Genomic DNA, 13,013 nt, shown 5'->3' on the forward strand with positions numbered 1-13,013 from the left:
GGCAGGGGGGTCGGGACGGCGTACGTCCCGGCGGGCGGGCGGGTGGTGGCTACCCGGTGTCGGTCGCGTCGGCGAACGAGGACGACTCGACGGTCGTCGTCGGCGGGGGCGGCGTGATGCTCTCGCTCGGCGTCGACGAGGACCGGGGCGGCGGGCTGGTCGTCGCGGTCCCGGAGGGATCGGTGCCGACCGAGGTCGAACCGCCCGTCGAGGACGGTGCCGTGGGCGGGCTTGAGGTGCTCGACGTGTCGTCGGGAGTGGTGGTCGCCGACCCGGTGGAAGCTCCACCGGAGGGCCGGGTCGGGGTCGGGCTGGGGGTCGGCGAGACGGCCGGGGAGGAACGGCCGGTCATGGGCTGCGGCAGCGGGGCCTGGGGCCGGTCGCCCTTCGGGGTGTGCGGCAGCAGGAACAGGCCGACGCCGAGCCCGGCGACCGCCAGTACGGAGCCCACGGCCTTCTGTGCCGAGCGGACCCGGCGGCGGACGCGGACTCCGGTCCTGAGGCGGTCCTGCTGCGCCGGCTCGAAGGGGGTCTGCTCCTCGGTGTCGCGCATCATCCGCGCCAACTCCCGCTCGAAGTGATCCATGCTTCCTCTCACTCCACCGGTTCGATGACGACGGACAGGATCTGACGCAGGCGCGCCACACCGCGTGACGCGTGGGACCGGGCGGTGCCCAGCGGGCATCCCAGGACCTCCGCGACCTGTTTCTCCGGCAGGTCCTGGTAGTAGCGCAGCACCACGGCGGCCCGTTGCCGGGGCGGCAGTTGGGCGAGGGCCGCCTCCAGCCGCGACCGTTCCGCCACGACGGCGGACACGTCCCCGATCTGCGCCAGGTCGGGCAGCTGGTCCACGGGGCGCTCGCCCCACCACCGCCTGCGGGCGGAGCGGGCGGCGGCGCGGGCCAGGATCTTGCGCACGTACGCCTCGGGCGCCTCGTCAGCGATCCGCGGCCAGACGAACCAGAGCTTGACCAGGGCCTCCTGAAGCAGGTCCTCGGCGCGATGCCGGTCGCCGCCGCAGAGCAGGCGTGCGAGGTGGAACAACGCCGACCAACGGGCCGCGACGAACCCGTCGAAACCCTCGGCTCCAGCCTGTTGCATCCGCACCGTCCCCGCCCTTGCCAGCTTCGTACACCTGGTGAAAGACGTCGGCGAGCGCCTCACTATGCACGTCCGTCACGTGATGCCGGTCACGTCGGGCGAGGAGGGCGCGGTGTGGCCGGGGGAGTGCCGACCCGGTCGGGGGTTCAGCCCCCGAGGCGATGTAACATTGTGGGTTACATGGATGGAGGAGTGATCCGAGGGTGAGTGCGAACAGCAGACTGACGGTCGCGGTGCACGTACTGACGTGGATGGTGCTCGACCGCCGGGGCGGGAACGAGGTAGCCACGTCCGAGCGCATCGCGAGCAGCGTCAACACCAATCCCGTCGTGATCCGGCGCTGCCTGGGCGATCTGCGGAAGGCGGGGCTGGTGGAGGCGCGGCGGGGCACCGGTGCCGGCTGGGTCGTCACGCGGGAGCCGGAGACGGTCACCCTGTTGGATGTGTACGAGGCCCTGGACGAGGGCGGTGTCTTCGGGATGCACAACAGCGAGCCGAACCAGTCCTGCCCGGTCGGTTTCGGGATCCGGCCCACCCTGCGGCACGTCTACGACGACGTGGAGGAGACCATGCGGAAGCAACTGGCCGCCACCACCATCGCCGACGTACTGCGGGACGTACTGGCCCAGGAGCGGGCGTAGCGCTCCTCACCCCTTCGGCACGTGCCCCGGCACCCCCCGGTGCGGGCCACGGCGGCGCGCCGGACGCCGGAGCCCGGCCCCTCACCGGGCCGGGCTCCGACGTCTCGGCGGTCCGAGGACACTGGGGCGTGTTGCGCCCTAGATGTATTGGCCCGCCGGATCGCCGCCGGCGGTTCCGGACGCCGGTGCTTCGTCCGGTACGACGTCCCGTACGGGCATGGGTACGGGCAGGAGGCCGGCCAGCTCTCGCCACTGCGTGAGGGGAAGGCCGGGGTCGCCGCCCAGGACGTGGAGGGCGACGTGATCGGCGCCCGCGTCGAGGTGTTCGTGGACGCGGCGTGCCACCACGTCGAGCGAGCCGTGCGCGACGACGGCGTCGATGAGACGGTCGCTGCCGCCGGGGATCAGATCCTCGTCGGTGAAGCCGAGCCGCCGCAGGTTGTTCTGGTAGGCCGGGAATCCGATGAACATGCCGATGCCCCGACGGGCGGCGGCACGTGCCCTGGCCGGGTCGGTGTCGAGGACCACGGCCTGGTGCGGGGCGATCACCGGGGCCGGGCCGATACGGCGCCGGTGGATCGCGCTGAACTCCGGCGTCACCAGGAAGGGGTGCAGGCCGGCGGTGCGACGGGCGGCGAGGTCGACCATCTTCGGACCGAGCGCGCCGAGCATGCGGCGTTCGGCGGGAACGGGATGCGGCACGCCGTCGAGCCGGTCCAGGTAGTCCGCGACGGCCTGGAGGGGCTTCCCGTACGTCTGTCCCGCGGCCTGTGCCGAGTGCGGGCTGCTCACGCCGAAGCCCATCACGAGCCGCCGCCCGTGTGCCCGGTCCAGGTCGTGGACGTGCGCTCCGACGGCCGCCGGGTCCTGACCCCAGAGGGCGAGCACCCCCACCGCGACGGCGGCGCGTGGCGCGGCGGCCAGCAGGTGTCCGGCGTCGTCGAGTGCGCCGCCACCGTCGAGCCCGGGGATCCACAGCGCCGGGAAGCCGAGTGCGTCGAGCTCGGCCGCCGCCTCCCGGACTTCGGGACGGGCGGCCGGGCGGAGTTCCATGCTCCAGACCCCGACGCCGCCGAGCAGGGAACGGACCGTTGGATCGGCGGGCATCGCCGAACCTCCTTCTCGGGTTGTCACGATCCGCGCTGACCCGTGCACACGAGTCGCGCTGTCACGCGTATGGGGTGACGCGGGAAGCGGGGCGCGCGGGCCGGCGCCGGGGCGGCCGGTCCACGCGCCGTCTCCGGTGCCGGTCGTCTGTGTCGTGGTGCGGACTCCGTGCCGGTGTCCACCGTCGTCGTGGAACTCAGACCTGGTTCTGGCCGCCGTCGACGTACAGCTCGGAACCCGTGGTGAAGCTGCTCTGGTCGGAGGCGAGGAACAGCACGGCGCTGGCGACCTCCTCGGTGCGGCCCAAGCGGCCCAGCGGCACCTGGCCCGCCAGGTGGCCCTTGAGCTGTCCGGCCTGCTCCGCGTCGGGGGCGAGGCCGGTGATTCCGGGGGTGTCGATCGGGCCGGGCACGATGACGTTGACCCGGATTCCCCGGCCCTTGAGCTCGTTGGCCCAGGTACGGGCGAGGGAGCGGATGGCGGCCTTGGTGGCTGCGTACACGCCGAACGCCTCCGCGCCGGACGCCGCGGCCGTGGAACCCGGGACGATCACCGAGGCGCCTTCGTTGAGCAGCGGCAGGGCCTTCTGGACGGTGAACAGGAGACCACGGACGTTGATGCCGAAGGTCTGGTCGAAGTGCTCCTCCGTGACCTCCTCCAGCCGGGCGAACTCGCCGCCGCCCGCGTTGGCGAACAGGACGTCGATCCGGCGGCCGTCCTGCTCGACGGCCGCGTAGAGCCGGTCCAGGTCGGCGAGGTCGGCGATGTCCCCCTGGATTCCCACGGCGCCCGAGCCGATGTCCTGGACGGCCGCGTCCAGCTCCGCCTTGCGACGGCCGGTGACGTACACCTGTGCGCCCTCGGCGGCGAAACGCTTGGCGGTGGCGAGGCCGATGCCCGTGGTGCCTCCCGTGACGATCGCGACCTTGCCGGTGAGCTGAGCCATGACATCCTCCACTGATTCGTCGTAACAATGTCTGTTACGACTCTGGGTGTAACCGTAAAAGTTTCAATCAGTCGCGTCAAGCCCGGCCCTTCGCGAGGCCCCGCCGCCCGGCGGGGCGAACGTCACCACGGTCACTCCGAACCGAAGAACCGGCTCCCTCTCTCGGCACCCAACGTGGATCGCACCGCCAGGTCGAACCCGGCCTCGGACAACGTGAGGAAGCGGTCGAGCCGCCGTATCTCCCAGTGCTCGAGCTCGGAGGCGGGCAGCGGCCGCGTCGGGGTCCACCCGCGCAGGGCGGCCGCCAGGCCCGCGGCGTCACCGAACGCCTTGGAGGTTCCCGAGGCGGTGTGGGGCCTGACCGTGCCGGCCGCGTCGCCGATGAGAGCCGCGTGGTCGGCCACCATGCGCCCGGGCGCGAGATCGAACACCGGTTGCATGAAGACGTCCGACAGGTGCACCAGTTCGGCGAAGGGCGGCGGAAGCGAGACGTCGGCCTGCCGGGCGACCTGTTCGAGGATCTCGGGCGGCAACTCGCCCGGCGGTACGAAGTGTGCGAAGCGTTTCCCGGAGCGGCCGGTGAGCAGCCTCGGCAGATCCGGCTCGGCGACGTTCACGTACCAGACCCAGTTGACGCGCCGCGAACCCTCCTCCCGTTCGCCGTCGGCCCCCGGAACCAGGTAGCACAGCATCTGCATGCCGCTCGACGTGAAGAACGTGAAGCGGCCCGCGAGAAGGTCCAGCAGCTCACTCGGCAGCGCGGACTCGGGTTCCAGGCCGCGCCAGGCCACGTACCCGGCGTACTCGGGGCGGGAGACGGAGTCGAGCAGCATGCGGGTGGCCGACCCGATTCCGTCGGCGCCCACCAGGAAGTTGCCGCTCGCGGTGTACCCGTCCGAGAACTCGGCCGTGACGTCGTGGCCGCTCACCTGGACCCGCCTGAGAGTGCTGTCCAGGCGGTAGCAGACTCCGGAGAGCGGTTCTCGCAGCGCGCGGTAGAGGGTGTCCCACGCGGTCATGAGCTGCGGAGCCCCGTGACGCGCCCTCCTGCCGTGCGCGTCCAGTTGCTGGCGTTCGTGCAGTTCGACGCAGACCGAGGACGCCGGTCTGCCGAGGCGGTTCAGCAGCGCGTCGACCTCCGGCTGCATGACGATGCCGGCGCCGCGCGCCGACGTCTGCCCCACCGACCGTTCGTAGACGGCGACCCCGGCGCCCACGGCCCGCAGTTCGTGCGCGGCGGCCAGACCGCCCACCGATCCACCGATGACCAGTGCCGTGAAGTCGTTCGTCTCGGACATCGCACACCTCTGCAGTCGCGGATGCGGGGGCGCCTCGGACGCGGGCGCCTCGGACGCGGCACCCGCCGGAGCAACCGAGTGCCCGGCGGGTCCGGGCGGGAGTCAGTCGGGGCCGTGGATGCCGAGGAACGCCCGGCCGTTCGCCTCGAGGGTCCTGGCGTCGAGGCCGTGGTCCAACAGGAACCGGACGGGTTCCGGCTGCGCCATGTCGAAGGGGTAGTCGCTCCCGCACACGATCCGCTCCGGTGCGGCGTGGGCCGACAGCAGACTCAGCACTTCGGGATCGTGGGTGACCGTGTCGAAGTACAGCCGGGTGAACGGTTCGGCCGGCGGGCGGCTTCCGCCGTGTCGTACGTCCTCGCGCGACCGCCACCCGTGTCCCCACCGCCCGAGCAGGGCCGGCGCGCACCCCCCGCCGTGGACGAAGCAGATGCGCAGGTCCGGCAGTTCCTCCATGACGCCGCTCAGGAGCACCGATGCCACTGCGGTCGTGGTCTCCACCGGGTTGCCGATCAGGTTCGCCAGGTAGTGGTCCTTCCACTCCGGCCGTGGCAACTGCATCGGGTGGACGAGGACGGCCAGGTCCGCGTCGACGGCGGCGGCCAGCACCTCCCGCATCGCACCGTCGCCGTAGGACCGGCCCTGCACCAGAGGCGGGACGGCGACACCCGCGATGCCCCGCATGTCCGTCAGGCGTGTCATCTCGCGCCGGGCGGCCGCCACGTCGTCCACCCGGACCAGCCCGAGTCCGACCAGTGTGCCGTCGGAGGAGGAGACGGCCCGCTCGAGCCGGTCGTTGAAGGCCGAGACGTAGTCGTCCGCCTCCGAAGGCGAGAAGACGGGGAAGGCGAAGGGCGGCGCCGAGACGGCGCGTGCCCCGAGACCCGCCTTCACGGTGTCGGCGATCACCACGTCGATGTCGGTCATCGCCGTGCTGGCGAAGAACAGCGGACTGTCCCCCAGGTACAGCTCCCCGTCGCGGTCGCTCATGCCGCCCAGGGGGAAGCCCGGCGGCAGGGAGAGCAGTTCCCTGGGCAGCCAGTGCGCGTGGACGTCGACGACTCCGGCGCGGACATCTCCCCTTACGGCCATCTCGACTCTCCCCTCGCAGCCATCTCCACTCCTCAACACCGCCGGGACGAGCGCGGGACGGGGTCAGGTCACGGGCTCCTGCCGTTCCCGCGCCGCCCGCGTGATCGCGCGACGGATGGGTTCGTAGCCGGTGCACCGGCAGACGTTGGACCCGACGATGTGATCCACGCGCTCGGGGTGATCGGCGAGGGCGGGATCGGCTTCCAGTGCCCCGGCGGCCACCATCAGGAATCCGGGGGTGCAGAAGCCGCACTGCAACGCGTGTTCCGCGGAGAAGGCGCGCTGCAGCGCGCTGGGCTCACCGTCCGGACCGGCCAGCCCCTCCACGGTCCGGACCGACCCGCCGTCGCACTGCACGGCGAGCATCAGACAGGAGCGCACCGCCTCACCGTCCACGAGCACGGTGCAGGCGCCGCACACGCCGTGCTCGCAGCCCAGGTGGGTGCCGGTCAGCCGGCAGTCCTCCCGCAGTACGTCCGCCAGGATCCGCCGGGGCTCCACATCGAGCGGGAACTCCTCGCCGTTCACGGTGAGTGTGATCTTCATCGGTTGTCTCCCTTGGTCCCGCCGATGCGGGACCGGTGGTCGGCGGCTGCCTGGCACAGGGTCCTGGCGGCCACGACGGCGATGGCGTGCCGGCGGTATTCGAGGTCGGCGTACGGCTCCGCGAGGGGTGCGGCGTCGCGCTCCGCCGCGATGCGGCCCGCGCGGGCGAACGGATGGTCCTCGGGCAGCAGGTATCCGTCCTTCTGGGGTCCGATCTCGACGCCGGTCAGGGCCTGCTCCGCGGCGTGCGCCCGCAGCGGACGGTCGGCGCAGTTGACCAGTCCGATGCGTGCTTCTCTGATCACCCCGTCGTCCACGGTGAGGACGGCCGCGACGGCGACCTGGGCGAAGCAGAAGTGCGTGCGCCGGTGCTCGACGAAGCCGACGCCGGTGTGCTCGGCCAGCAGCGGGTACCGCACGGAGGTGATCAGTTCGCCGGGGCGGCGGTCCGTCCTGAGGGGACCGTGGAAGTAGTCGCGGGCCGGGACGGTACGGGCGCCCTGGGGTCCTCGCAGGTGGATGTCGGCGTCGAGGGCCATGGCGATGGCGCACCACTCGGATGCGGGGTGACCCCAGCCGAAGCTGCCCACCATCGTCCCCCGGGATCGGATCGGCGGGTGCGCGATGTTGACCACGGCGAGTGAGAACAACGAGCCGAGGGGACCCGGTACGGCCTGCGCCGATTCGAAGACGTGATGCCTGACCAGGGCGCCGACCCGCAGCGAGCCGTCGACGACCCGCAGGGTGTCGAGTTCCGGGATGCGGTTGATGTCGACGACCAGGTCGGGACGGACGCGCTCCAGGTGCATCTCCAGGAGCAGGCTCTGGCCTCCGGCCAGGACCTGGGCGTCGCGGCCTGTGCTGCCCAGGGCATCGACGGCCTCGGGCACCGTACGGGGTGCGACGTAGTCGAAGGCGGCGGGTTTCACCGGTCCTCCTCCAGCTTCGGGGCTCGGGCCGCGCGCCAGACCACGTCCGGGGTGAGCGGCATCTGCAACAGGTCGGCGTCGGCCGGACGGAGCGCGTCGACCACGGCGTTGACGATCGCGGCCGGCAGGCCGATGCAGCCCGACTCGCCGGCGCCCTTGGCACCGAGGGGCGAGCTGGGGCTCGGCGTGCAGGTGTCCTTGACCTCGATGGGCGGTACCTCGGTGTAGGTCGGCAGCAGGTAGTCGAGCAGGCCGTTCGCCAGCAGGGGTGTGCCGTCGTCGGCGTAGGGGATGGCCTCGTAGAGCGCCTGGCCGATGCCCTGTATCGCGGACCCGAAGGCCTGAGCGCGGACGACGGCCGGGTCGAGGACCACCCCGCAGTCGTCGACCGTCACCACCTTCAGCAGCTCCACGGTGCCGAGTTCCGGGTCCACCTCGGCCACCGCCACATGGGAGCCGAAGGGGAACGCCATCCCCGTCTCGAAGCGGTCCTCCACGCGCAGCGGCCCGGTGGCCTTGACCAGTTCGCTGACGTCCATGGCGGCCGAGCCGTCGTGGGCGGCGTGGACGGTGCCGTCGGCCCACTCCACCTCCGCCAGGGGCAGATCCCACAGGGTCGCGGCCCTCTGCCGGGCCTCCGCGATGACCAGTCGGGAGGCGTGCTGCAGCATCGCGCCGGCGACCTGTGCGGTCCGGCTGGCGAAGGAGCCCAGGCCCTCGGGCTGTTGGTCGGTGTCGCCCTCGATCAGCCGGACACGCTGCTCGTCCACCCCCAGGGTCTTGGCGACCAGTGCGGGGAACACGGTCTCGTGGCTCTGGCCACTGGAAGCGGCCCCGCACCGCGCGGTGATGATGCCGTCCGTGCCGACCTCGATGCTGCCGAACTCGTGCAGCCCACCCGGTTCTCCGCCGGATCGCTCGACATAGCAGGAGAGGCCGATTCCCAGTGGCTTGGCGGTCGGATCGTTCCGGCGCCGGGCCTGCTCGGCGCGCCATGCGCCGTACTCGACGGTCTCCAGCGCCAGGTCCAGCGCGCGGGCGTATTCGCCGCTGTCGTAGGTCCGGCCGGTGGGGGTCGGGTACGGGAAGGCCTCGGGCGGGATGAAGTTGCGGCGGCGCAGTTCCGCCGGGTCGATCCCCAACTTCCTTGCCATCATGTCCATACAGCGTTCGAGCGCGATGACCGCCTCGGGCCGGCCGGCCCCCCGATAGGGGTACGTGATCATGGTGTTGGTGAGGACCGAGCGCACCGTCGAATGCACCTGGGGAGTCCGGTAGGCGCCGGTCGCCATCCAGGCGGTCTGCATCGGCAGCCCGACTCCGAGGTGCGGGTAGGCGCCGACGTCCGCGTCGATGTGCAACTCGTAGGCGAGAAGCCGTCCGTCGGCGTCGGCGGCCAGCCGTGCCCGCTGGTCCTGTCCTCGGCCGCGCGTGGCGACCAGCATCGACTCCAGACGGTCCTCGATCCACCGGACCGGTCGCCGGAGCTTGACCGCGAGGAAGGCGACCACGACGAACTCCGGGAACGAGGCGCTCTTGCCACCGAACGCCCCACCGGTGTCCGGCACCACCACGCGGATCTGATCCTGCGACCAGCCCAGCAGCGCGGCCATCTCACGGCGCAGGCGGTGCGGCATCTGGTGCCCCGACCAGATCGTCAGCCGGTCCTCCTCGGGCACGGCGAGGATCGTCCTGCACTCCATCGGTGTGGGCATCAGCAGGTTCTGCCGGTAGCGGCCCTCCACCACGGCGGCCGCCTCCTGCCACACCTCGTCCTCGACGGGCGTGCCGGTCTCTCCCCGCAGGGCGATGTTGCTCAGGCCCTCGAAGAGCAGGGTCTCGTCCGAGGCCGCGGCGGACGGTGTGACCATCGCGGGCAACGGGTCGACGTGGAAGGTGACCTCGGCCGCCCCGTCCTCGGCCCGGTAGCGGTCCTCGCCCAGGACGACGGCGACGGCCTCGCCCGCGTAGCGCACACGCTCCTTGACCAGGGCCGGCCACTCACGGCCTGCGACCACCTCGTCCGACGACAGCTCGGCCAGCACGGTGTGCGGTACCGGAGGCAGATCCTGGAGCTCGGCCGCCGCGTGCGCGCACGAGGGCATGTCCGTCAGGTCGGCGGCGGACCAGGCACCCACCACACCGGGCACCTCACGAGCCGCACGGCAGTCGACCGAGCGCAGCAGACCGTGAGCGACGGACCTGCTCCTGACGAACACGGCATCGAGACAGTCCGGGACCTCGATGTCGGCGACGTAGCGGCCCTTTCCCGTGAGCAGCCTTTCGTCCTCGCGCCGTGTCCACTGATGCGTCACAACTGCACCCCTTGCTGATTCGAGTGGGGAGGGGACCGCCGCGGATCCCCCCGCCGCGGCGACTTGTCGGGGGGAGCCGGGCGACCTGTCGGGGGCAGCCGTGACGCACGACGGATCGGCAGCACGAAAGTACCCGTTCCGTAAATTTAGGCACAATGTCCGCATACACGCATGCCCGACCAGGTCTGCGGATGTCCGGCGGGCAGGGCCGGAGAACCGGTCACGAGAACAGGTGCGGTGGCCCGGCCGAGGAGTCGCGCCGTGCGCGGCAGGAGCGCGGTGGAAGCCACGGCGACTGGGAGCGGGGGCACGGGCCAAGATGCGTCCGGCTCGTGATGCGGACACAATATTCGGGTCCGGCGCGCGGGGAATTCGGCCGTGCGGTCGGCCCGCGATCCCCGCGATCCTCACGGCCGGCGGCGCCGCGCGTATCCGTGGCCGACCGTCGTCCCCGGGAAGGCTTTTCGCCATGCGCGCACCGGAAGACCCGCACGCTGCGTTCCGCCGATGGGCGAGAGCCACGGTGGCTCACGTGCGCGGCATGCACGACGGTCACCACGACGCGCGGCGCGCACGGGAGATCTACCAGACCTCGACGATGGGGGCGTTGATCGACGGCGTGTACGACGGCGACGTGACGATCGGCGAACTGCTCAGGCACGGCGATTTCGGCCTGGGTACGTTCAACCGCCTCGACGGCGAGATGGTGATCCTCGACGGGACCTGCCACCACCTGCGTTCCGACGGCAGCGCCCAGGTCGCCGTCGCCGGGGACCTCACCCCCTTCGCGGCCGTCACCTGGTTCCGGCCCGACACGGCCATCCCGGTGACGACGAGCACGGACCGCGCCGCCCTGACCGCGTTGATCGACGCGGCGCTCAGCAGCGACAACCTCATGTACGCGCTGCGGATCAAGGGGACGTTCGGTGCGGTGCGCACCCGCACCGTGATGCGGCAGCAACCCCCGTATCCCCCCTTGACGGAGGCGGCCAAAGGGCAGGAGGAAAGCACCTTCCGCGACGTGGAGGGCACCCTGGCCGGCTTTCGGACCCCCGATTTCGAGCAGGCCATCGCCGTCGCCGGCTACCACATGCACTTCATCGACCGCGACCACCGGCACGGTGGCCATGCCCTCGACTACCGGCTGGAGCACGGGGTGATCGAGATCAGTTCGCGCTCGGAGCTGCATCTGAGCCTGCCCCGTACCCGGCAGTTCCTCGCGTCGGACCTGACGTCGGAAAGCCTCGCCCAACAGATCCACCAGGCCGAAGGCGGCTGAGCCGTGGGTGAGCCGAGCCGTGCTGTGACCTCTCCTTCGAAAGGCTGTCAACCACCATGGCCGAACAGCGCGTTCGCTCCGCGCAGCGGGCGATCGAGACCCTCACCGCGCATGGTGTGCGGTACGTCTTCGGCGTCCCCGGGGCGAAGATCGACGCCGTCTACGACGCTCTGGCGGACGGCGGTCCCCAACTCGTGGTGTGCCGACACGAACAGAACGCCGCCCTGATGGCAGCCGCCGTGGGCCGCCTCACCGGTACGCCGGGGGCCGCCGTGGTCACCTCCGGGCCGGGTACCACCAACCTGCTGACCGGGCTGATCACCGCGAACACCGAGCAGTACCCGGTCATCGCCCTGTGCGGGGCGGTGCCGCGGGCGGACCGCCTCAAGCGGACCCACCAGTCCATGGACGCCACCGCCGCGCTCAGGCCGTTCACCAAGTACGTCGGCGAGGTCGACGACCCGGACGACGTGACCGAGGCCCTCGCCAACGCGCTGCGCGCCGCGGTCACCGAACCGCGCGGCGCGACGGCCGTGGTGCTGCCCGCCGACGTCCTCGGCGCGCCGACATCCGCCGAGATCATCCGGCCCCTGCCCGTCCCCGCACTCGGCCCCGCCCCCGAGGACGACATCCGTCGCGCGGCACGACTGATCCGGGACGCCGAACGCCCCGCGCTGCTCGTCGGTCTCAGAGGAGCCGATGCCAAGGCCTGTGCGGCACTGCGCACGCTCATCGACGGCACCGACCTTCCCGTCGTGGAGACGTTCCAGGCCGCCGGAGCGGTCTCCCGCGAACTGGAGGACCACTTCCTCGGACGGGTGGGCCTGTTCCGCAACCAGCCCGGCGACCTCGTGATCGCGGAGGCCGACGTCCTGGTGACCGTCGGTTACGACGCCGTCGAGTACGACCCGGGGCTGTGGAACACCGACCCCACGCGCACCGTCGTGCACATCGACGCGCTTCCGGCGGACATCGACAACCACTACCAGCCCACTCTGGAGCTGCGCGGGGACGTGGCCGCGACGCTGACCGGGCTGGCCGAGCTGGTGGGCGGCCTGCGTCTGAGCGAACAGGCCAACGCGGCGATCGCCGAGCAGCGCACCGCACTGCTGCACATCGACGAGCGGGCCCGCGCGGAACCGGCCACCGAGGCGGGCCTGAACCCGGCCGCGGTGGTCCTGAAGATCAGGGAACTCGTCGACGACGACGCGACCGTGGTGTGTGACGTCGGATCGCACTACATCTACACGGCGCGTCACTTCCGCGTGTACCAGCCCGGTCACCTGTTGTTCTCCAACGGCCAGCAGACTCTGGGGGTGGCCCTGCCCTGGGCGATGGCCGCCGCTCTGGTGCGGCCCCGGACCCAGGTCGTCTCCGTCTCCGGGGACGGCGGATTCCTCTTCAGCGCACAGGAGTTGGAGACCGCGACCCGGCTCGGCCTGCGCCTGACGCACGTCATCATGCGGGACGACACCTACGACATGGTCGGCTTCCAGGAGCTTTTGAAGTACGGGCGCAAGTCGGGGGTGCAGCTCGGTGACTACGACATCGTGCAGTACGCCGGGGCCTTCGGCGCGAAGGGGGTCCGGGTCCACTCGATCCAGGAGTTCGAGAGCGAGCTCAAGGCCGCCCTGAACCGCGAGTTCCTGGACGAACCGGGTGTGACGATCGTCGACGTCCGCGTCGACTACACCCACAACACCGATCTGTTCGCCCAACTGCACGACGGCGTACTGGAGTAGGGGTTCCCGCGGAGCGG

Annotated in this window: 12 protein-coding genes; 3 read left to right on the forward strand and 9 right to left on the reverse strand. The window is 71.4% G+C overall.

Going from position 1 to position 13,013, the window contains the following annotated elements:
* Positions 1-49 precede the first annotated feature (49 nt).
* The gene (locus OG199_RS40390; protein ID WP_356809008.1) at positions 50-586 is read right to left on the reverse strand and encodes a hypothetical protein; all 537 of its coding nucleotides are present in this window, start codon (positions 584-586) and stop codon (positions 50-52) included.
* Between the two features lie 8 nt (positions 587-594).
* Complete coding sequence (locus OG199_RS40395) at positions 595-1,101, reverse strand: SigE family RNA polymerase sigma factor (RefSeq protein ID WP_356809009.1); 507 nt, start codon at positions 1,099-1,101, stop codon at positions 595-597.
* Positions 1,102-1,304: 203 nt separating this feature from the next.
* Here OG199_RS40395 and OG199_RS40400 point away from each other — a divergent pair, with 203 nt between their 5' ends.
* Entirely contained in the window at positions 1,305-1,742 is a 438-nt protein-coding gene (locus tag OG199_RS40400) for an Rrf2 family transcriptional regulator (protein WP_356809010.1), read from the forward strand.
* A gap of 138 nt (positions 1,743-1,880) precedes the next feature.
* Here the strand turns inward: OG199_RS40400 and OG199_RS40405 are convergent, their stop codons facing one another.
* The 7 genes from OG199_RS40405 to OG199_RS40435 form a co-directional block, all read right to left on the reverse strand.
* A complete protein-coding gene (locus tag OG199_RS40405) occupies positions 1,881-2,849 on the reverse strand; it encodes a TIGR03620 family F420-dependent LLM class oxidoreductase (protein WP_405833872.1) in 969 nt (322 codons plus the stop codon).
* Between the two features lie 196 nt (positions 2,850-3,045).
* On the reverse strand, positions 3,046-3,795 hold the full coding sequence (locus tag OG199_RS40410; protein ID WP_405833874.1) for an SDR family oxidoreductase: 750 nt from the start codon (positions 3,793-3,795) through the stop codon (positions 3,046-3,048).
* Positions 3,796-3,926: 131 nt separating this feature from the next.
* Entirely contained in the window at positions 3,927-5,093 is a 1,167-nt protein-coding gene (locus OG199_RS40415; protein WP_405833875.1) for a monooxygenase, read from the reverse strand.
* A 102-nt stretch (positions 5,094-5,195) separates the two neighbouring features.
* On the reverse strand, positions 5,196-6,185 hold the full coding sequence (locus OG199_RS40420) for an amidohydrolase family protein (protein ID WP_405833877.1): 990 nt from the start codon (positions 6,183-6,185) through the stop codon (positions 5,196-5,198).
* A 63-nt stretch (positions 6,186-6,248) separates the two neighbouring features.
* Positions 6,249-6,731: a (2Fe-2S)-binding protein gene (locus OG199_RS40425; RefSeq protein ID WP_356809227.1), complete on the reverse strand. Its 483-nt coding sequence runs from the start codon at positions 6,729-6,731 to the stop codon at positions 6,249-6,251.
* Positions 6,728-7,660, reverse strand: coding sequence for an FAD binding domain-containing protein (locus OG199_RS40430; RefSeq protein WP_405833879.1), 933 nt, complete (start codon positions 7,658-7,660; stop codon positions 6,728-6,730). Before OG199_RS40430 ends, OG199_RS40425 begins: the two co-directional genes overlap by 4 nt.
* The gene (locus tag OG199_RS40435) at positions 7,657-9,975 is read right to left on the reverse strand and encodes a xanthine dehydrogenase family protein molybdopterin-binding subunit (RefSeq protein WP_405833881.1); all 2,319 of its coding nucleotides are present in this window, start codon (positions 9,973-9,975) and stop codon (positions 7,657-7,659) included. Before OG199_RS40435 ends, OG199_RS40430 begins: the two co-directional genes overlap by 4 nt.
* Positions 9,976-10,516: 541 nt before the next feature.
* On the opposite strand from OG199_RS40435, the gene budA reads away from it, so the two are divergent.
* Together budA and alsS are read left to right on the forward strand one after the other, a co-directional pair.
* A complete protein-coding gene (budA, locus tag OG199_RS40440; RefSeq protein ID WP_405834826.1) occupies positions 10,517-11,254 on the forward strand; it encodes an acetolactate decarboxylase in 738 nt (245 codons plus the stop codon).
* Positions 11,255-11,310: 56 nt separating this feature from the next.
* The gene (alsS, locus tag OG199_RS40445; protein ID WP_405833883.1) at positions 11,311-12,996 is read left to right on the forward strand and encodes an acetolactate synthase AlsS; all 1,686 of its coding nucleotides are present in this window, start codon (positions 11,311-11,313) and stop codon (positions 12,994-12,996) included.
* Positions 12,997-13,013: the final 17 nt, after the last annotated feature.

The sequence above is a fragment of the Streptomyces sp. NBC_01176 genome, assembly GCF_045039825.1.
Lineage (GTDB): Bacteria > Actinomycetota > Actinomycetes > Streptomycetales > Streptomycetaceae > Streptomyces.